The organism is Lysinibacillus sp. NPDC056220 (assembly GCF_049315265.1).
GTDB lineage: Bacteria > Bacillota > Bacilli > Bacillales_A > Planococcaceae > Lysinibacillus > Lysinibacillus pinottii.
Map to the genome: position 1 here is coordinate 855,036 of NZ_JBMOXD010000002.1, position 20,189 is coordinate 875,224.

Consider the following 20,189-nt stretch of genomic DNA (forward strand, 5'->3'; position numbering starts at 1 on the left):
AATGACTATTAACATTTGGAGGGATATCGTTTGAACACTGCAATTGTATTTCCAGGTCAAGGTTCACAATATGATTCTATGGGACAAGAATTATGCGAGAATTACCAAATAGCTCGCGATTTGTATAATGAGGCTAGCGATATTTTGGGCTACGATTTATTGAAAGCATGTGAAAACAAAAATGGAGAGCTTCGTAATACGGTCATAGTTCAGCCTGCAATTCTAGTTTATAGTATTGCCTGCTGGGAGATATTTAAAAAGAATAACGATGTAAAACAACTCTATTTAACTGGACATAGTCTAGGTGAACTGTCGGCAGTAGTTGCTGCCGACGGTATCCCTTTTGCAAAGTCCGTTGAATTAGTAAAGCTTCGTGCAACTGCTATGAGTGAATGTACTCAAGAAGGCGGTATGGTTGTTTGCTTTGGACTTAGTGGAGAAGAAGTAGAGGAAGTATGTCGAAGATTAGATACGGACGATAATCATGTAACTGTTGCAAACTTTAATTCGACAAATCAAATTGTGCTAAGTGGTCATAAAAACGCATTGGAGCTGGCATCCATTGAGTTACAGAAAAAGGGAGCCGTTACAAAGATACTACCTGTTAGTGTTCCTGCTCATAGTAGACTCATGAAGCCTGCAGAAATAAGATTTCAAGCAGCTCTACAACAAACACAGATGAATGATTGTCAATATCCTATATTTTCCTGCGCTACAGGTCAACTATACAGTAAGGCTGACGAAATAGCAGATCAATTAAGTAAACAACTTACCGAAAGTGTTAGATGGCCAAAAGTTATGGACGTTCTCATTAATAAAGATGTTGACACATTTATTGAGATGGGTCCTAAAACAATTCTAACGGATATTATAAAGATGGAATATCCTGATTATCGAGCGATACCGGTTAACGAGAAAAATGGCATCCATTCTATTTTAAATAATCTTAATGAGAATATGTTAAAAGTAGAAGAGACTATCCACTTTTTACAAGCCTGTTTAAGAGTTATTATTGGAACACCTTTTAAAGCGAAAATCGATAAGCAAGACTTTGAAAGAGAAATCCATTCTCCTTATCAGCTTATTAAACAGGAATTGAAAGAGATGAAAGAGAGCAAACAGATTACAGTAGATTCTCATAGAGTGGCAAGTTTATCTCAACAATTTTTCTCTATTTTAACGCATAAAGGATTTCATAAAAATGAAACATTGGAAATTTTAAAATTATCAATCGCAAATCCGAATTTATATTCTAAATATCTAAAAATTAATAGTTTTAAATAATTTGTTAGATTGGGGTAATAGAATGTCAAATTTCTATGAAAGTTTTTTTAGTGAAGAAATCGATTACTATGATGGACAAAGCTTATGGTTCAATCAAAAAAAATACAGTTTAAAACAATTGACTCATAAATCGTTTAAGTTAGCAACCGCTATGCAAGAAAATGGGATTATACCGGGCTGTGAACAAAAGGTTTTAATTGTTCTTAGGAGGTCACCTGCTCTTCTTGTTGCACATTTATCAACATTTATTGCTGGTGGGGTTATTGTTTGTATTGATCCAGAAACACCAAGGGACAGAATCGACAACATCATTGACGATATCAAACCTAGCATCATCATTACGCATCCAGATATTTATGAGGCAAATGCTTTTCAAGATCAGATCATTTTTAAGCTTGATGATGTTCTTCAGCATTTTAATCTGGATCATAAGGAAATTAACATAAATATTCATTTTTCTTTGAAATCAGCTGCTTATATAGTTTTTACATCAGGTACTACAGGCAAACCTAAGGGTGTAGTCGTTGAATGGAATTCTTTAAATCGCTTAATCGATTGGCATACAAAAACGTTTGATGTGACCAAAGATTCAATAGTATCTTTAACCTCTTCACCTGGATTTGACGCTTCCATTTGGGAGATTTGGGGTGCAATAGCTTCAAGAGCGTCTATATATATGACGACATTAGATGAAAGACTTAATCCAGAGCTTCTAAAAAATACGTGGATAAAGCACCAAGTAACGCATTCATTTGTATCTACCCCTATTGCTGAGCGACTAATGGAACTGGACTGGGATAATAGTCACGTAGCTTTAAAATATCTTTTAGTAGGGGGAGATAAACTAACAAAATACCCTTCAAAAGATTTACCTTTTCATGTGGTAAACAATTATGGACCAAGTGAAGGGACTGTTGTAAGTACTTCTGGGATTGTAGAGAGAGCAGATGGCAAGGTGAAAAAGCTACCTCATATTGGTTCCGCTTTACCTTATGTAAAGTGTTTTATTTTAGATCGAAATTTACAAATCATTCATGAGATAGATAGAAAAGGAACACTGTGGATATCTGGTGATGGATTAGCACGAGAGTATATTAATTTGCCGCATGAGACAAATGAAAAATTTAAACAGTTAGAAATTGACGGTGAAAATGTAAGAGCCTACAACACCGGAGATGTTGTAAGTAGAGATATTCAAGGAAATTTTAATTTCCATGGTAGAGAAGATTTTCAATTAAGCATTAATGGAGTGAGAATTGAATTAGGGGATATTGAGAGTACTCTTCAAAAACATAATAGAGTAAGTCAAGCTATAGCACTACCATTACATATAGCTTCAAATACGCTATTGACAGCATCCATTGTATTAGAAGAGGAATCCTCGATTTCAGAACTTGAACTATTTAGCTATTTGAAAGAGAAGCTGCCTAAAAATATGATACCCGTTCAACTTATTTTTCATCAACATTTACCGTTGACTAGAAACGGTAAAATAGATCGTGAATTGTTGAACAAACAGCATATAGAATATTTTAATAGTAAACAATTACTTGAATCTTCAACGAATATAAGTGAATCTTTGCAAAAGATTATTGATATTTTTTCTTCTACCTTAAACTTAAAATGCTCATCACAAACAGATTTATTTGAAGTTGGAGGAAATTCCTTAGACGCAGCACAAATTGCTATGAACGTTTCAAAAGCGTTTAATGTTGATTGTTTACCATGGCAAGTACAGCAGCAGAGAAAACCTTGTAATTTATTGGATATTCTTTCTACTTTACCAGCCTTATCATCAAATAATGAACCTACTATGTTTGATCAAAACGAGTGGTTTCCTGCAACGAGTATGCAGAAAGGTCTTTGGTATTTGTGGAAAACAAATGAAGGAAATCCATTTTATAATGTAGGCGCTACTTTTCAGATTAACGGTCTTTTTGATGAACATAAGTTTTATAGCGCCTTTGTCAATATCATAAAGAAAAATGCCGCCTTTTTTGTGAATTTTAGAGAAAATACTTCCTATGGAATTGAACAAAAAATTAGAAATATAGATGAAATAGGAGAGCATGTAGATCATCACATACAAATCCTACAGGTGAAAAATATGGAGGAGGCTCACACTCTTGCAAAGACAATTTATAATCAGCCTTTCCAGTTAGAGAGCGATTTATTGTTTAGAGGGGCAATCATTCATACAGAGAATGCAGGAGCTGTTTTTGTACTTGTATCTCATCATATTGTATGTGATGGCTTATCTTTAAAAAATATACTGCAAAATATAGCTAAAGTTTATAATGAGGAAATTACTATAGATGACATAAAATCAAGTAGTTCTGAAAATCTATATAATAACATCAATAAATTGGTTAATAAATCAGAGGATCAAAATTTGAAGGATTTTTGGTTTGAGCAATCTAAGGCATTTAAACTTGCCCAACTACCTATTCAAGAGAAATCCGAAGAATATATAAGAATTGGAAAGATTTTAGAGATTGAAAGCCATAGAGAGCTAGGTAAAAAAATTGATCAATTTTCACAGGAAATGAAATTGAGTCAGTTTACAATATTACTAACTGCTTGGGCACTAAATTTAGCAAAATATTGCATGCAAGATACAATAACGATAGGAATTCCTTATCATGGCAGAACTAATGAAAATTTAAATGATGTTGGAATGTTTGTTAATTTAGTTCCTTTAACGCTTTCCTTAAATAAAAAGGCCTCTTTTAAAGAGCTCCTGCTTGAAATTAGTAACACTGTTCATGAAAATATTGCTCATGGAGATTTCTCAATTGTTGATATTGCGGCTAACATTGATAAAAGAGAGTATCTTGATGTAGTAAATAATACATTCAGTCTTAAAGTGAATCTTGAAATGGATTTAAAGAATATCAACACAAGCTTTATCGAGCAAGATACTGGTGGATCAAGATTTCCTTTAAGTTGTTTCTTCAATGTAGAAAATGGAGAAGTAAAAGGACATATAGAATATTCATTTGCCCATTTTACTGAAGTAGAGATTCAATTGCTGGCGAAGAATTATTTGAGTTTACTAGCCTCATTAATTAATGAACCAGATCAATTATGGGGTACTGCATTTACTAAAGGTTCTATTATATCCTCCAATGATAATGGGAAACTATTACAAAAGGCTAAGCCACTCCACTGTCAATTTGAAGAGGCAGCGAAAAAATATAAGGATTATATTGCCATTCAAGAGCTGGATAGAGCATTAACATATGAACAACTCAATCAAGAAGCAGAAAAATATTCTTCATTACTGCTATCAATGGGTATTGAAAAAGGCGATTACGTGCCTATGTATATGGACAGAGGAATAGATGCCATTGCAGTAATACTAGGTGCTCTAAAAGCAGGCGCAGTATATGTTCCTTTAGATACGGAGCATCCTATAGCAAGAACACAGAAATTATTAGAGCGATTAAATCCAAAGGTTTTAATGGTAAATACAATAGATGAAATACCATATGGAGAATGGGAAGTTGTAAATACTCTAGAAAAAAATATAGTTAAAAATAATGTAAAAGCAATGGGACCTGTCTCTGTCGATGATCCAGCATATCTTATGTTTACTTCTGGCTCGACGGGTGAGCCGAAAGGTGTAGTATGTCCACATTTAGGGGCTTCTTTACGTATAGAATGGCAAAAAAACCAAAATAAACTTAAACCTGGTAATAAAACATTGTTTAAAACGCCATATACATTTGATGTATCTGTTTGGGAAATATTTTATACCCTTTGTACGGGTGCTACGTTAATTGTTGCTCCTAAAGACTTGCATCGTGATCCTTTAGGTTTATTGAAATTTATTTGTAATGAGTCAATTGATTTGTGTCATTTTGTCCCTTCTGTGTTGCAATTAATGCTTAATGAAATGGACTCTCAAAAAGATTACAAATTGCCATTAAAGTATCTTCATTTAAGTGGGGAAGCACTACCAGCTCCATTAGCTAAAAAAATAAATGAGTTGTTACCACAAGTCGAAGCATTCAATTTATATGGTCCAACTGAGGCGGGAATTGAAGTTACTGTTCAACAGGTAACAAAAGATCATTATAATATTGGTTTTCCATTACCGTATGTAGAAATGGAAGTGGTCGATGAAGCCGGGCTACCAGTTCCAAAAGGTTTTCCAGGTGAATTAATGATTGGAGGACCTTCTTTAGCAAAAGGTTATTTCAAGAATGAAATCGAAACGAACAAAGTTTTTGTAAAGCGAAATGGAAAAACCTTTTACAAGTCTGGCGATTTGGTAAAAATTTCAGCGAATGGCAGTATAGATTTTCTAGGAAGAAAAGATTCACAAGTTAAGGTAAACGGTGTAAGGATTGAGATAGAAGAAATTGAAGCTTGTGTTATACAGCAACCACAAGTTAACGATACAGCAGTCGTATTAGGGCATGATCAAAATAACAAACCATGCCTAGTCTGCTTCTACACTTTAAATGTGAAAGATAGTCTGAGTAGAGATGATTTGAAAAAAGCAGTGTCTAAAGACTTACCAGTAACGTATATCCCATCGATGTTCGTTGAGTTAGAAAAATTACCATTAACATCTAGCGGAAAAAGAGACAGAAAACTACTTAGCTTAGAAGCTTCACAATACCTTGCAGACGGTGCTCAAAATACATTTAGGGAGCCAACGACTGAACTGGAAAAATCAATTGTAGAGGTTTGGGCTGAAGTGCTAAAGGTTAACGAAATAGGTATCGATGATAACTTTTTTGAAATCGGTGGAGATTCCATTAAATCACTTCAAATAGTATCTAAATTGCGTACCAATGGTATTGATATTACTCCGAAAGACTTTTTGAAGCACCCTACGGTATCAGAGATGTCTCTCATACTTAAATAATGTGGAAGGAGGTTAGCGTAGAATGGTACAAAATGAAAAAAAACTCCCGTTAACACCATTGCAATTAGTTATGTTAATGGAAACATTAAAAGACCCAGCGTCAGAAGCTTATTGGCAAATTTTGTCTTATGAAATTCCTAACTCATTTACATTCAAAGAGATTCAAGAAGCTTGGTTAAATACTGCCAGAGCTAATCCAGCATTAAGAACAAAATTTGAGTGGGAGCAAGAGATAGAACCAATCCAAATTATTCAAAGCAATGTAGAAGAAATTAATGTATTAGAGGTTAATTATTTATGGATTCAAGATGAATTTATGAATATAGAGAATTGGTTTAAAAGTGAGATTGGTAGGCTACAGCGAACGTTGCTAAATAAGACACAACAATTTTACCTTATTCAAAACTGGAAACCTTCTAAAAACCTATTAGTATGGGTGCATCATCATATTATTATGGATGGTTGGTCAATTGCTCAGACACTTGAGGATTTCTTTAAGCTGTTAAATAAGGATGTCACTTCATTAGCAATTCGTCCAGATATCGAACCATATTTACATTATATTAATGATCCAATGTATCAAAAAGGGCTGGAAAAATATTGGGGAAATGTGTTAAGTGATTTAGCTGAAGCAGAAACATTAGCGATAGAAAAATCGCAACATATGGGTCAAAAACCATTATTTAAGTATTTGGATAAAGAGTTAAGTAAGAGAGCGGCAGAAAATCTTCATGCCTATAGCATAAAGAACAGAGTGACTACTTCAAGTGTCGCTTTAACAATATGGGGCGTGTTGATTAATCGATATCAACATACGAATAATCTATACGTAGGTTCGACTTTTGCATTAAGGCCGTATCAATTACTAGAGTCGAGTGATATGAACGGGATGCTCATAAACACATTACCAGTCAAAATAGGTATAGAAGATGAACTAACATTAAAAGAAGTATGCCTCCAGACAATGGATCATCTGCAAGATGTTTCTGAAAATAGCGGAATTCCGTATTCTAAATTATTACAGTTTGGTGGTGTATCTGGAAATACAGAAATCTTTAAAACCTCTGTCATTTTCCAAAATTTCAAGGGAAGCTTAACTAATAAAAAGAATGGTGATTTGGTTCACCAGTATGGAACAAGCTCTGATCCTTTATCAGTAACATTTGATATTACACAAGGCTCTATATGCTTACGATTAGGTTGGGATCAACAACGTTATGAGCAAACAGAGCTTCTGAGACTTCTAGATTCTCTTGAGTATATATTTGAAAATATAGATAACTATAATAATATGTTGGTTAAAAATATTAACTTAACACAAATCGAAGAGCTATATTTAAAAAATGTTTTAACGACAGATGTTTCTGCAACGTCTGAAAACTTTTCGATTCACTCTATTTTAGGAGACTACAGGGAAGATTCTTTAGCCATTTCAGATGATCAAAGAAATTTAAGCTATCAAGATGTGAAAAGATATATCAATATTGTGGCTAATGAACTACTCAAAGAAGGAGTACAGAGTGGGGATACTGTTGCATTGGTAGGAAAAAAAGGTATTGAAACAGCAATCGGTATTTTTGCTGCTTGGACAATAGGCGCTGCATGGTGTGCTATTGATACGAGTATACCTGAAGCAAGAACTAAACGTACATTAGAGATATTGCAGCCAAAAACATTATTATTCCTAGATAACATTCCAGCTATTATTGAACGTAGTACGGATGAGAAAGAAATAATAAGTGAGGCCTACAAGTTTAACCCAGGAGATGTGGCATATTATATTTCTACTTCTGGTAGTACAGGAGAACCTAAAATCGTTTCATTAAAAGCAGAAGGGTTGTTACAAATCATACAAAGCTGGAAACAATTTTATCACCTTGATAGTGAACAGTATGTTCTTCAACTAGGGAGCTGGACATCGGATGTTTTTTTAGGTGATTTGCTGAAGGCATGGTCAACGAATGGATATTTGTTTATTTGCGAGGAAGAAAAAAGAATTGATATGGCCTATTTAGCAGAAATGGCAGCTAAATATAATATTTCATTTTTAGAGTCAACCCCTGTTTTAGTAAGGGAATTTATCCACTTTTTAAATGAAGAAAATAGGGTCTTAAAAGATTTAAAAACAATCGTAGTAGGTGCTGATACGTTCAGACTTGAAGAAAAGAATGAAATATGTGACATGCTTTGGGAAGGTATCAATTTTTATAATGGCTATGGTCTAAGTGAATGTACAATTGAGTCTCTAGTTTATAAGTGTAATAACAATCAGGATAGTTCTAAATCAGGACTTTGCCCAATAGGTAAACCATTACCGGGAACCATGCTGAGAATTGTTGATAAATCAGGTAATTCTGTAGCCCCTGGCATGATAGGCGAACTACACATTGGAGGGAAACAAGTAACAAAAGGCTATGTAACCGAGGATGGTTTCGTTACCTCCACTTGTTATACTCTGGATGGTGTTAGCTACTTCCGGACTGGTGATTTAGTAAGATTAAATGCTAATGGAGTGATTGAATTTTATGGACGCAGTGATCAGCAAGTAAAAATTCGAGGCTATCGATTAGAATTAGGTGAAGTAGAGAACGCGTTATTATCACTTCAACCTGGCATGGAATGCTTTGTTAGCTGTCTTCCAAGTAATAACGGTGAAAATACTTTAATTGCCTTTGTTAGTGGGACAGACCAAAGTATTGAGACCATTAATAGTAGGATTTCTAAGATACTTCCGGATTTTGCGATTCCGAATGTAATCGTTCCATTAGAAAAGCTACCTCGCAATACGAATGGCAAGATTGATAGAGTGTCGCTAAGGAAACAAGCTGAAGAATTACTGAATCAATTAACCGCTACGTCGACTATCTCAATGTCAGGCGATATGGTTGATATGGTAAGAGAGACATGGGAAGTAGTTTTAGGAAAGAAAGTACAGTTGAATCGGAGTCTATTCGATCAAGGTGGCCACTCTTTAATTGTACTGAAATTATATAACTTACTTCGAAAAGTGTTACCTTCTTATGAGTTTGTAGTGGGTGATCTTTTCCGATATCCAACTATCAATCGGTTTGTAGAAGAAATTACGGCTAGAAAAGAGGCAGAGCCTATTGCAGAAAGTACTATACCATCTTACAGCAAAATTGAAGTACTTGAAAAAGTGAAACAAGGCGAGCTTACAGTAGAGGAAGCTATGAAAATAATAGGTGGTCATAGATTGTGAAGATGAAACAAGAAAAAGGCTATTTAGTATATAACCCAAATCCACATGCAAAATTAAAATTGCTATGTTTTCATCATGCTGGAGGTTCAGCACTTTCAATGGTTCCTTTAGTGAGAGATTTATCTGAAGATGTAGAAGTATGTTTGTTTGAATTACCTGGTAGAGGAATGACAAATGATTTACCTTTCCTATCAACATTTTGTGAGGCAAAAGAATATCTATTTAAAACAGTATTTCATTATATTGATCGCCCAGCCGTTTTATTTGGTCATAGTTTGGGAGGACTATTTGTCTATGCTTTATCAAGTTTATTGGATGAGAAAAGTCAATATATTAAAAAATTAATTATTTCAGCTGCTAGGTCCCCCATAACTGTAGCTAATCATGCGACGCATCCTGAAGCTCCGTTTACGAGGCGAACGAGGGAAAGTATTATAGCAGATATTAGAAGGCTAGGTGGAGTGCCAAATGAGCTTGAGTCTGATTCGAGGCTATTCAATTCAATAGTGGATGTTACAGGCAGAGATTTTCATTTGCTCGATACATTTAAATTCGATGATAAAGCATTGGTCAACTATCCAATGGAACTTTGGTTAGGTACACAAGATTCAGCAGTTCCTGATGGGGAAGTTAAACTGTGGGAGAAAATGGCGCTCAATGACTATAAGTGTAAGTATTTTAATGGTGGTCATTTTTACTTGAATGAGAGTGAGGAGCCTGCTCAAGAATTGAGACAGGAACTCATGAATATTTATACCAACATCAAAGGAGGGGTGATTCATGCAAACTAAACTTAAACCAGGGGAAAGAAGACATTATAGGGAAATTGAACTTTGGAAAGATATTACCAAAGAGCAATGGGATGATTGGCATTGGCAATTAACGAACACTATTAAAACTTTAGATGATTTAAAGAAAGTTGTAAACTTAACTGAGGAAGAAGAAGAAGGAGTCAAAATTTCTCTACAAACGATTCCTTTAAATATAACTCCTTATTATGCATCTTTAATGAATCCTGATGATGTACGATGTCCAATACGTATGCAGTCAGTGCCATTATCTGCTGAAATTATGAAGAGTCACTATGATCTAGAGGATCCATTGGATGAAGATGAAGATTCCCCTGTACCAGGTATAACTCACAGGTATCCTGATAGAGTATTGTTCCTAGTTACCAACCAATGCTCCATGTATTGTCGATATTGTACAAGAAGAAGATTTTCTGGACAGGTGGGAATGGCAGTACCTAAAAAGCAGCTTGATAGAGCTATTGATTACATTAGGAATAATGAAGAAATTAGAGACGTTTTATTGTCTGGCGGAGATGCCTTATTAATTAACGATAAAATTCTTGAATATATTTTAAGCAGTTTAAGAGATATACCGCATGTTGAAATAATTCGAATTGGTACTAGAGCACCAGTCGTATTTCCTCAAAGAATAACGACTGAGTTGTGTTCGATTCTAAAAAAATATCATCCTGTATGGCTAAATACACACTTTAATACGTCGATCGAGTTAACTGATGAGGCGAAAGAAGCCTGCGAGAAGTTAGTCAATGCGGGGGTTCCAGTGGGGAATCAGTCTGTTATACTGACAGGGATAAATGATAGTGTGCCAATAATGAAAAAATTAGTGCATGATTTAGTGAAAATCCGAGTTAGACCATATTATATTTATCAGTGTGACCTGTCTGAGGGGATTAGCCATTTTAGAGCACCTATTTCTAAAGGATTGGAAATAATTGAATCTTTAAGAGGACATACTTCTGGTTATGCTGTGCCAACATTCGTGGTAGATGCACCAAACGGAGGTGGGAAGATAGCGTTACAGCCAAATTATATAATTTCCCAGAGTCCTGAGAAAGTAGTTTTAAGAAATTATGAAGGCGTTATTTCTTCTTATCCAGAGATAAAGCACTATGAATCAGGTACAGCCGATAGTTATTTTTCTGAGGTTTATGATTTAAAATCATATGACTCAACAGGCGTTTCAAAGCTTTTAGAGACTGAACCTTCGAAAAGCTTAGTTCCTACAAATCTTCGACGATATAAATTAAGAGAAAGATATAAAGAAGAGGGAGCGGAGACATTAAAGGATAAAAGAGAAAATAGAGATGTGTTAAAACAAAAGAAAATATTACAAGCACAGAAAACAAATAAATGTTAGATAGGGGAATCGTGATGGTAAGCTTTTATGGTAGTTTATCTACAGAATTATATGATATAGATAAATATATTGGTAAATCATTTGGAGATGTAGAGTATTATTCAAAAAGGTTAGAAGGTGTAAAGGGAAAGATATTAGAGCCTGCCGTTGGTAATGGTCGTATCCTAATACCTTTATTGCATAAAGGACTAAATATTGAAGGTTTTGATCTTTCTGATGACATGTTACAATTATGCAAAAAAAATTGTGCAGAAAGTGAGCTTACACCAAATCTATATTCATTAAATATGTGCAATTTTTCTTTGGAACAAAAATATGAGGCGATTATTATTCCGACTGGTTCATTCCTATTATTACATCAAAGAGAAGATTCTTTAAAAGCCTTAAAGTGTTTTTATGATCATTTAGAGGATGGAGGCCGTTTAATAGTAGACACTTTCCTTCCTGATTCGTTTGAGAAGGGGTATGTTTCAACTAGAGTATTTAAGAATCAAGACGGTGACTCTATAACATTGGAAGAAGTATTGGTAGATGTGGATTACATTAATCAATTTACGATTACTCACAATAAATATCAGAAATGGGAAAACACTAAACTAATTGATACTGAGTTAGAGATCTTCCCGTTAAAGTGGTATGGAGTAGAAGAGTTTAGAGGAATTTTACAAGATATTGGATTTAAGGATGTAACAATTTCTTCAGATTATGAGTATAATAAATATCCAACAGATGGTTCACAGGTATTTACGTATGAAGCAATAAAATAATAGCACTTAATAATGAAAGAACCCCGCAATAAAAAGTGTTTGTTCTTCAAGTCCTTAAAAGTTCGATTGGTAAACGATTTGTTTACCAAATCGAACTTTTTCTTTTTTTGTTGAAAGTAGTATGAGACCAATTTTCAGTAGGTCAAGGGCAAAAGAATACATTGGGTCAAGTTTTGAGGTAAATCACGTCATTCAACTGCACATGATGACAGAAGGAAAAAGGCTAAGATTCACAATAGACAACTGTATTTGATTCGACAGTGGATAGGAAAATAAAAGAACCTATACATTTAAAAGAGGCGCCCTTATAAAACTAAGAGACGCCTAAAACATTTGAGGTAAAAATTCCCTCATGAATCGTTGATTTTTACGTAACCATATTTTTAATATCATCCGATGTGTTAATAATCTATGTCGCTTATTAGGCCTTGCCTTCGCTTCTATTAAGCTTTGTAGTAGAATACAAGTCTCCGTTGCAAAGGCTTGAGGCTCTACGAGAACATCAAGCTTATAATCGATTAGCTGTGCTGCCTGAACCTTTGCCAGTAATTGAGCAAATTGTCTATTCATAGCTGCATAATTTTCTGCTAATTCTAGGTCGATTAGGGAATATAGTGCTTGTTCAATTTCAAGTTCCAATTCTAGTAGTAGCTCTTTGGATAGCTGTGTCATCCATATCACCTCTTTTACACGGCTATAAAACCAATAGTGGCAAATAGTATGCCAAACAACAGGGTACTAGCTATATAGCCTATAACTTGCCCCCATTTTTGCTGTTCAATTAGCTGTAATGATTCAAATCCAAAAGTTGAAAATGTCGTATAGGCTCCTAAAAAACCAATGCCGATCAGCTGCCATAACCAATCATGGAGATGGAGGGCAAAAACAAGACCGAGTGCAAAGGAACCTGTACAATTGATGATAAAAGTTGCCCACGGATAAGGATGGGCCAATAATTTACCTAAATAAAACCTTGAAATGGCGCCTAAAAATCCTCCAATTCCAACAAGAATCATGCCAGTCGCCCCCTTGCTAGTCGTATACCCAGCCAGGCGCAGAATAAACCACCAGCAATACTTATGACAACATAGAGAACTGCTAGGAGCCACTCATTTTGTTGAACGAGTAATAATGTCTCTAAGGAAAATGTCGAATAGGTTGTAAAGGCCCCACAAAAACCAGTGCCAATCCCAAGGACAATAGGTGTGCGCTTTGTAAAAGTAGTGAAAAGCCATGCTAGGCAAAAGCAGCCAAGTAAATTTATCAATAATGTTGTGGATGGAAATCCTTCCGAGTTTGGAATGGCAAGACTCAGCCCATACCGGCAAATGGCTCCAAGAATGCCACCAATCCCAACAGTGAAAAATGATTTCAACGTAAAGACCCCTTACTAAAATGACTATTATTAAAAAGTGTATCACGAGAAGAAAATTTTAGAAATATTTCGATGTTGGGAATATTATTAAATCGAGTTTTCAACTTTCAATGCTAACAAATGAACGAATATGTCTCTAATTATTATTTAATTACTTAGCTAGTTTATAGCTAGTACTATTAGTAGGGTGAACGATTTTGTTGTAACAAAATAATATATAAATATAGTATATAAAAATAGATTTACAGCAGGTTTTGAGAGAAAGTGTAGTCGAGATTCTAGCTAAAAAAAGTGATAGGAAATACATCATAAAACATCGCTTACGGTTTATCCGAATGCTGAGCGCGTAGCAGCATTTTTGGGGCTGCTCATTTCAGACTTTAGGTTAATGTCAGCTTTAAAAAAATGATGTAATGTTAAAAGTAATAAATGTCGAACATGCTTTCCTTTTGAGCATAGGTGTAAAATTGTATTTTAGTGCTTTAAAGCGTTAACTATTTTCCGGAAATGATAAAAAATAACAGTGTGATAGTTGACAATTATTTCTATAGTGTGATAATCTTCAAGAACACTATAACAAATAAACTAAAGGAGGGCATGACAATGTTAATTTTATCAGTATCATATTTAATCACAGCTACATACATTGTCCATGCCTAACGCTTATTTAAGATTGCACACAAAGGTATGGATTTCATCCGGCCTTTTATAAGAGACACATGCTCTTTTGAGGGGTATGTGTCTTTTTTGGTGCCTAAAAAGGTTATAGTAAAAATCAAAAAAGGAGTGTATGTTTATGCGAAACACTGTACGTCGAATGATTTTCAAAAAGGAATTTCTAGAAAGTGGGTAGCAATGCCACAACAGCACGGAAGAAAGAAGGTAATTATGTATGTTTGATGTTTTAAGTAAATTAGGCTGGTTCTTTAAACGCTATTGGAAACAATATACAGTCGCGATTGTGCTATTGATGATTGCTAGTGGGTTAGAGGTTGTTCCTCCATATTTACTGGGCTCAATTATTGATATTTTGACAGCAGGTGAAATGACGCCAGCAATTTTAACAAAGTATGTGTTTATTTTTATCGGGATCATTATTGGGGGCTATCTGCTGAATTTTGTGTGGCAATTCCGACTATTTGAAGGGGCTATTAACCTTGAAAAAATTTTACGTCGAAATTTGATGCAGCATTTTTTACGTATGACTCCAACCTTTTATGAAAAAAATCGCACAGGGGATTTAATGGCTCGGGCAACAAATGACTTAAATGCCGTTTCCACTACTGCTGGATTTGGGATCATGACGTTGATTGACTCAACGATTTATATGGGGTTTATCATTTTTGCGATGGGCTATATGATTTCTTGGAAGTTAACACTATTTGCCATGCTACCAGTTCCTATTATGGCCATCCTCATTCAATATTTAGGGAAAATTGTACATGAACGTTATATGAAGGCTCAGGATTCTTTTGGGGAATTGAACGATAGTGTCCTTGAATCAGTAGCAGGTGTGCGAGTAGTGCGTGCCTATGTGCAGGAAAAAAAGGATGAGGCTAATTTTGCGGATATGAGTGAAATCGTTTATGCAAAAAATATTCATACAGCTAAAATTAACGCTTTATTTGGCCCTATTACTAAAGTGGGTACAGGAATCAGTTATGTTGTTGCGCTTGGGTATGGTGCTCATTTAGTAGCGACAGAGGCCATGACAGTAGGGCAACTTGTAACCTTTAATGTCTATTTAGGATTAGCGGTTTGGCCAATATTTGCCATTGGCGAGCTGATCAATGTCATGCAACAAGGGAATGCATCACTCGATCGTGTGCAGGAAACGTTAAACTACGAGGTGGATGTTCGAAATATTCCGAATCCACAAATGATTGCGACACCTAAAGCAATTGGCTTTGATGATTTAACTTTCCAATATCCTATGAGCCAAGTGAAAAACCTACAACAAATTTCACTGTCATTGAAAAAAGGGCAAACACTTGGAATTGTTGGAAAAACTGGCGCCGGGAAAACTACCTTCCTCCGTCAATTATTACGAGAATATCCAATCGGTCAGGGACAGCTTTCCATTGACGGTATTGATATTACTGCTCAAACGAAGGAGCAAATTCTTGATTGGATTGGCTATGTTCCACAAGATCATGTGTTATTCTCCCGTACCATTCGTGAAAATATATTATTCGGGAAAGAAGATGCGACGCAGGCAGAATTACAGCAGGCGATACGGGCTGCATATTTTGAAAAGGATTTAGAAAATCTACCAATGGGTCTTGAAACGCTTGTAGGCGAAAAAGGTGTATCTCTTTCAGGCGGTCAAAAGCAACGTGTATCTATTGCTCGTGCGCTAATTAAGGACCCTGAAATTTTAATGCTTGATGATTCACTGTCTGCTGTTGATGCGAAGACAGAGGCAAGAATTATTGAAAATATTCAGCGAGAGCGTGATGGAAAAACAACGATTATTACCACACACCGATTATCGGGTATTCAACATGCTGATATTATTATCGTGTTGGATGATGGGCAAGTTGTTGAGCAAGGAACACATGAGGAACTTCTTTCACGACAAGGATGGTACAAGGAGCAATTTGACCGTCAGCAGCTAGAAGGAGGTGCCTCATGAGTACGAGTCAACGTTTAATGCGCTATGCAATGTATTTTAAAAAGCCTATTTTTCTAGGCTTATTCTTCCTGACAATCGCCGTTTTTACGGAGCTTGTTGGGCCATTTATTGCTAAACATATTATTGATAATTACATGACGATTGGTCATATTGAAATCAAACCGATTACGTGGTTACTAATTGTTTATTTACTATTAGCCATTGCTACGGCGATATTACGCTATTTTATGTATATTTATTTACAAATTGGTGCAAATCGGGTTGTTCAAAAATTACGTAAAGATGTTTTTGAGCATATACAAACTTTACCGATCCAGTACTTTGACAATCTACCAGCTGGCAAAATTGTTGCGCGTGTTACAAATGATACAGAGGCGGTTCGAAATTTATATGTACAGGTACTCTCCAATTTTGTGACGAGTTTCATATCCATTTTTGGCGTTTATATAGCACTCTTTATTTTAAATTGGAAAATGGCAATGCTTGCTTTAACGATGATTCCTATTGTGTATTTATGGATGATTTTATATCGAAAAGTTGCTTCCAAATATAATGATGTTATCCGTACGAAAATTGCTGATATTAATGCCATGATCAATGAATCTATCCAGGGGATGACAATTATTCAAGCATTCCGACGTGAGCAACAAATGACAAAGGAATTTGATGATATGAATAACGAGCATTACGCATATGAGCGAAAGCTGTTAGTTCTTGATTCCGCTACTTCCTTTAACCTTGTCAATACTTTAAGGCTTATTATGTTTACTGTCTTTATTGTCTATTTTGGTACACAATCATACACAGCCACAGAAATCATTTCAGCGGGGACATTATATGCGTTTGTCGATTATTTAACAAAGCTATTTAATCCTATTACGAATATCGTGAACCAATTTTCTCAGCTTGAACGATCCCTTATTGCAGGGAAACGGGTGTTTGAGGTGCTAGATACAGATGGTGAGCCTGTCTCAGAAAAAAGTTTACCAAGATATAAGGGCAATGTCCTTTTCGAGGATGTTTCATTTGCTTATAAAGATAATGAATATGTACTTAAGAACCTATCATTCGAGGCACATCAAGGCGAAACTATTGCCTTAGTTGGTCATACAGGCTCAGGGAAAAGTTCGATTATGAATTTATTGTTCCGCTTCTATGATCCATCGAAAGGTAAGATTTCCATTGATGGCATTGATATTACATCTGTTCCTCGACAAACAATGCGGGAGCATATGGGAATTGTGCTTCAAGACCCTTATTTATTCACAGGAACCATTGCCTCCAATGTGAGCTTAAATAATCCAAACATTTCTCCACAGAAGATTAAAGATTCTTTGAATGCTGTTGGAGGAGAACGGGTTTTAGCGAATTTGCCAAACGGATATGATGAGCCTGTAATCGAGAAAGGAAGCACATTATCTTCAGGACAACGTCAGCTCATTTCCTTTGCAAGAGCACTTGCCTTCGATCCTGCTATTTTAATACTGGATGAAGCAACATCCAATATTGATACAGAGACAGAGGAAATTATTCAGCATGCAATGGATGTCCTGAAAAAAGGACGGACAACGTTTATTATTGCCCACCGACTTTCTACGATTAAAAACGCAGATCGAATCCTAGTGCTAGATCGAGGGAGAATTGTCGAGAATGGCACACATGATGAATTGCTTGAGCTTGGCGGTATTTATGAAAAGATGTATCAAATGCAAGCCAATTCCTTACAATAATTTAAATAATAAAATCTTGCGGGTCAGACCGTAGATAGGAGCCATCGAGAATGCATTCTCGATGGCTTTTGTCATTTTCTCTCAAGACGCTCATGGAAAAGAAAAAAGAAAGACTATAGGCAGCTCAAACGTTTTAGGTTTGATCTATAGTCTAACTTCTATTAAATTAGGGTATTTTATTCATTTCACATATTTCAAGACATTGATAAAAAATAATAAGACGGAAAGGGCTACGGCAATGCCACCACCAGAAACGAATAGCTCAAATAACCACCTTGGCACATCTAGATAGACCATCATCATGCCAACTAATAGGAATGGTAGGCCAATATTGTATAGCCAGAACTGTGCTTTGGCGAGACCTGTTTCCGCAGCATCTTTATAAGTCGAATAAATGAAACCTATGAATCCAGTAGTCAGCCAACCTACCACACCAATATGAGCATGTGTCGTTTTCCATTGAAGTTGAACAGTATAATGCATAAACAGTCCAAAAGCAAAAACAATCAATAAATACAAGACTGAGAGCTTAATCCATTTAGCACCCATTTTTTTAACAACTCCCTTCCTGAAAGTGAACTTAGCTAGCTGCTACAGTATATTCGTGTCAAATAAAAATGATGCTTGGATGTATTTGAAAATAAATGTTGTTTGCTGTTTTTTTACAGGAGTGGAATAGGCCCTATGACGAAGAGAACGGAGCGAACAAATTGGTTTAAAAATAAATAGTTTAATGTTAAACTATATTTAAATAGACATGAAGGAGATGTGTTATGAATGGGTAAATTAGATAACAAAGTAGTCATTATTACTGGTGGTGCAGGTGGTATTGGTAGTGGTATGGCTAAAGCAATGGCAAAGGAAGGTGCCATTGTCACGATTGTTGACTTAAATGCAGAAGCAGGCGAAGCAATGGAGAAAGAGTTACAACAAATTTCTCCGAAGTCTATGTTTTTGCAAGCAAATTTAATGGAACGGGATCAATTACCAAAAATTATTGATACAGTTGTAGAAAAATACGGTAAACTAGATGTGCTAGTTAATAACGCTCATGCTGCGAAACAAGTTACAATAGAAGAAACAACACAAGCGGATCTTGACTTATCTTTTGGAACAGGTTTCTATCCGACATTCTATTTAATGCAAGCGGCATTACCACATTTAAAAGAAACACAAGGTAATATTATTAATTTTGCATCTGGGGCAGGTATTCAAGGCCATGAGACACAGGCAGCCTATGCTGCTGCTAAGGAAGCGATCCGAGGCATTTCTCGAGTTGCTGCAAATGAATGGGGCAGATTTGGTATTAACGTCAATATCATTAGCCCACTTGCAGATTCACCAGGTGTACAAGCATGGGCAAAAGCACAGCCAGAGTATTATGAAGCAGTGAGAAGTAAAATCCCACTAGGTCGTTTTGGTCATATTGAACAGGATATTGGACGAGTAGCTGTCTTCTTAGCTTCCGACGATTCACAATACATTACAGGTCAAACGATTATGGTAGATGGTGGTTCATTAATGCTTCATTAATCCTAGGCGTTTGAGGAGGAATTTTTTGAAACAGACAAGTATTTTTAAATTGATTCATATGATTGAACAGGTGAATAACGCCAATATTATTCGTTTTACAAAAGCGTTTCCTTATCCATTAGGAATTTCACCAATTTTAGTATTAAATGAGCTACATGTAAAAGGCCCTCAAAAACAGGCTGAACTAGCTGAAACCATTGGCTATACAAAAGGAGCAATGACAAGCATTGCTGAAAAATTAGTCAAACTTGGCTTAGCAGAAAGGCTGTATGATCCATCTGATCGCCGCACTATTCGCCTTGATATTACCGATGAGGGAAAAATAGCCTTATCAAAGGCTCAATCCATAGGGAAAGAAGTCTTTGTTCAACTATTTGAAGTATTAGATGATACAGAAATTGCCCAGTATTTACAGATTCAAGAGAAGCTAGTACAGGGCATTCAAAATAAAAATGAATAGAAAAAGTTGTTTCATGTAAGAAGATCTATCCAGATCAACTCACCTCGATTAATTTTATGGAGGTGGGTTGATTTTTTTATTGGTTATTTATACTAAAAATAGTAGGTAATATTTTGTTTATTAATGGGGGTCCCATA

General features: G+C 35.5%; 14 protein-coding genes. 10 read left to right on the top strand and 4 right to left on the bottom strand.

Annotated elements, in window-relative coordinates:
* Positions 1 to 30 precede the first annotated feature (30 nt).
* Genes fabD through ACOZBY_RS09225 form a run of 6 tightly spaced genes read left to right on the top strand, consistent with a single transcriptional unit; the run spans position 31 to position 12,319 of the window.
* Entirely contained in the window at positions 31 to 1,284 is a 1,254-nt protein-coding gene (fabD, locus tag ACOZBY_RS09200; RefSeq protein WP_051563268.1) for an ACP S-malonyltransferase, read from the top strand.
* Between the two features lie 22 nt (positions 1,285 to 1,306).
* On the top strand, positions 1,307 to 6,163 hold the full coding sequence (locus ACOZBY_RS09205) for a non-ribosomal peptide synthetase (protein ID WP_099805339.1): 4,857 nt from the start codon (positions 1,307 to 1,309) through the stop codon (positions 6,161 to 6,163).
* 22 nt (positions 6,164 to 6,185) lie between these two features.
* Entirely contained in the window at positions 6,186 to 9,383 is a 3,198-nt protein-coding gene (locus ACOZBY_RS09210) for a condensation domain-containing protein (protein WP_031416154.1), read from the top strand.
* A 2-nt stretch (positions 9,384 to 9,385) separates the two neighbouring features.
* Positions 9,386 to 10,174 (top strand): thioesterase II family protein, encoded by a 789-nt coding sequence (locus ACOZBY_RS09215; RefSeq protein ID WP_012294866.1) that lies wholly within the window; start codon positions 9,386 to 9,388, stop codon positions 10,172 to 10,174.
* Positions 10,164 to 11,552 carry a lysine 2,3-aminomutase gene (gene ablA, locus ACOZBY_RS09220; protein ID WP_012294865.1) on the top strand — a complete coding sequence of 463 codons (1,389 nt, stop codon included), beginning with the start codon at positions 10,164 to 10,166 and terminating at the stop codon, positions 11,550 to 11,552. The genes ACOZBY_RS09215 and ablA overlap by 11 nt, the downstream gene beginning before the upstream one ends.
* A 14-nt stretch (positions 11,553 to 11,566) precedes the next feature.
* Positions 11,567 to 12,319 carry a class I SAM-dependent methyltransferase gene (locus tag ACOZBY_RS09225; RefSeq protein ID WP_031416151.1) on the top strand — a complete coding sequence of 251 codons (753 nt, stop codon included), beginning with the start codon at positions 11,567 to 11,569 and terminating at the stop codon, positions 12,317 to 12,319.
* A 324-nt stretch (positions 12,320 to 12,643) separates the two neighbouring features.
* Here ACOZBY_RS09225 and ACOZBY_RS09230 read toward each other — a convergent pair whose 3' ends face one another.
* Genes ACOZBY_RS09230 through crcB form a run of 3 tightly spaced genes read right to left on the bottom strand, consistent with a single transcriptional unit; the run spans position 12,644 to position 13,694 of the window.
* A complete protein-coding gene (locus ACOZBY_RS09230) occupies positions 12,644 to 12,991 on the bottom strand; it encodes a hypothetical protein (RefSeq protein ID WP_012294863.1) in 348 nt (115 codons plus the stop codon).
* A gap of 14 nt (positions 12,992 to 13,005) precedes the next feature.
* Positions 13,006 to 13,335, bottom strand: a complete 330-nt coding sequence (locus tag ACOZBY_RS09235) for a fluoride efflux transporter FluC (protein WP_012294862.1) — start codon at positions 13,333 to 13,335, stop codon at positions 13,006 to 13,008.
* On the bottom strand, positions 13,332 to 13,694 hold the full coding sequence (gene crcB / locus ACOZBY_RS09240; RefSeq protein WP_036161984.1) for a fluoride efflux transporter CrcB: 363 nt from the start codon (positions 13,692 to 13,694) through the stop codon (positions 13,332 to 13,334). The genes ACOZBY_RS09235 and crcB overlap by 4 nt, the downstream gene beginning before the upstream one ends.
* An 892-nt stretch (positions 13,695 to 14,586) precedes the next feature.
* On the opposite strand from crcB, the gene ACOZBY_RS09245 reads away from it, so the two are divergent.
* Complete coding sequence (locus ACOZBY_RS09245; protein ID WP_422762082.1) at positions 14,587 to 16,329, top strand: ABC transporter ATP-binding protein; 1,743 nt, start codon at positions 14,587 to 14,589, stop codon at positions 16,327 to 16,329.
* Positions 16,326 to 18,059 (top strand): ABC transporter ATP-binding protein, encoded by a 1,734-nt coding sequence (locus tag ACOZBY_RS09250; RefSeq protein ID WP_036163974.1) that lies wholly within the window; start codon positions 16,326 to 16,328, stop codon positions 18,057 to 18,059. The genes ACOZBY_RS09245 and ACOZBY_RS09250 overlap by 4 nt, the downstream gene beginning before the upstream one ends.
* Positions 18,060 to 18,239: 180 nt before the next feature.
* Here the strand turns inward: ACOZBY_RS09250 and ACOZBY_RS09255 are convergent, their stop codons facing one another.
* The gene (locus tag ACOZBY_RS09255) at positions 18,240 to 18,608 is read right to left on the bottom strand and encodes a hypothetical protein (RefSeq protein ID WP_031417077.1); all 369 of its coding nucleotides are present in this window, start codon (positions 18,606 to 18,608) and stop codon (positions 18,240 to 18,242) included.
* A gap of 228 nt (positions 18,609 to 18,836) precedes the next feature.
* Here ACOZBY_RS09255 and ACOZBY_RS09260 point away from each other — a divergent pair, with 228 nt between their 5' ends.
* Together ACOZBY_RS09260 and ACOZBY_RS09265 are read left to right on the top strand one after the other, a co-directional pair.
* The gene (locus ACOZBY_RS09260) at positions 18,837 to 19,592 is read left to right on the top strand and encodes an SDR family NAD(P)-dependent oxidoreductase (RefSeq protein WP_012294858.1); all 756 of its coding nucleotides are present in this window, start codon (positions 18,837 to 18,839) and stop codon (positions 19,590 to 19,592) included.
* 25 nt (positions 19,593 to 19,617) lie between these two features.
* A complete protein-coding gene (locus tag ACOZBY_RS09265) occupies positions 19,618 to 20,052 on the top strand; it encodes a MarR family winged helix-turn-helix transcriptional regulator (RefSeq protein WP_031417081.1) in 435 nt (144 codons plus the stop codon).
* Positions 20,053 to 20,189 lie beyond the last annotated feature (137 nt).